The 699-nt window shown below is 36.5% G+C and carries 1 protein-coding gene and 1 pseudogene; both read right to left on the bottom strand.

Translation table 11 applies throughout. From position 1 onward, the window contains the following. A pseudogene (locus ACFIO5_RS11930) lies at positions 1-200 on the bottom strand (Smr/MutS family protein); the annotation flags it as partial. A 57-nt stretch (positions 201-257) separates the two neighbouring features. Continuing rightward, positions 258-699 (bottom strand): Tim44/TimA family putative adaptor protein (locus tag ACFIO5_RS11935; RefSeq protein WP_375705525.1); only part of this gene is annotated, 442 nt, incomplete at its 5' end.

Below are 699 nucleotides of genomic sequence, written 5' to 3' on the forward strand. Positions count from 1 at the left end.
GACAATGGGAGAATTTGTGTTATGTACTGTTTCTTATTGTTGATCTTCACCGCATCTTTAGAAACATTTACGACCTCTTTTGCAAAAGAAGAATAGCGCTTCTTATGAAGCGGTATTATTGTACAACATACCTTCTCCCAGAGAAAGCGGTCCTGTGAAACCAACGGATCCCTTTCTGTTCTCCATTCATCCGTAGACATTTCAATCTTCAATCTCTTATAAATCTGATTTATATGATTTTATAGAAAAAGGAGATCTTAATTTTCATCTTCTGTTGCAAAAAGCTTCCAGTTTGGATCTGTTGATAAGCTATTGCGAACAAAAGTCCAAATATCTCTAATTTCTACAATAGTATCAGGATCACCATCTATACGTTCTCCCTGCTCATTGTAAGTCGCAGAAATCATTTCACTGACAATACGTATAGTCAAAAATTCTTCCTTTTCTTGCATCGCTGCTGCAACAAATTCGATTTTATTAATTCCGACAAAAGTAAACTGAACTCGCACATTGTTTTTTTCGCGTGGTTCAATGGCAGCATCCAAGCTTTCAAAAACATCCTGAGAAAGCAATCTCCTCAGTTGATTACGATCCCCTTTAGCAAAAGCTGTTACAATCATTTCATAAGCAACTTGAGCTCCCTTTATAAAAAATTGAGGAGAAAAATGAGGATCATTCTGGTGAAGTGCTCGTAAACCT

It is taken from the genome of Bartonella sp. AA86SXKL (assembly GCF_042196885.1).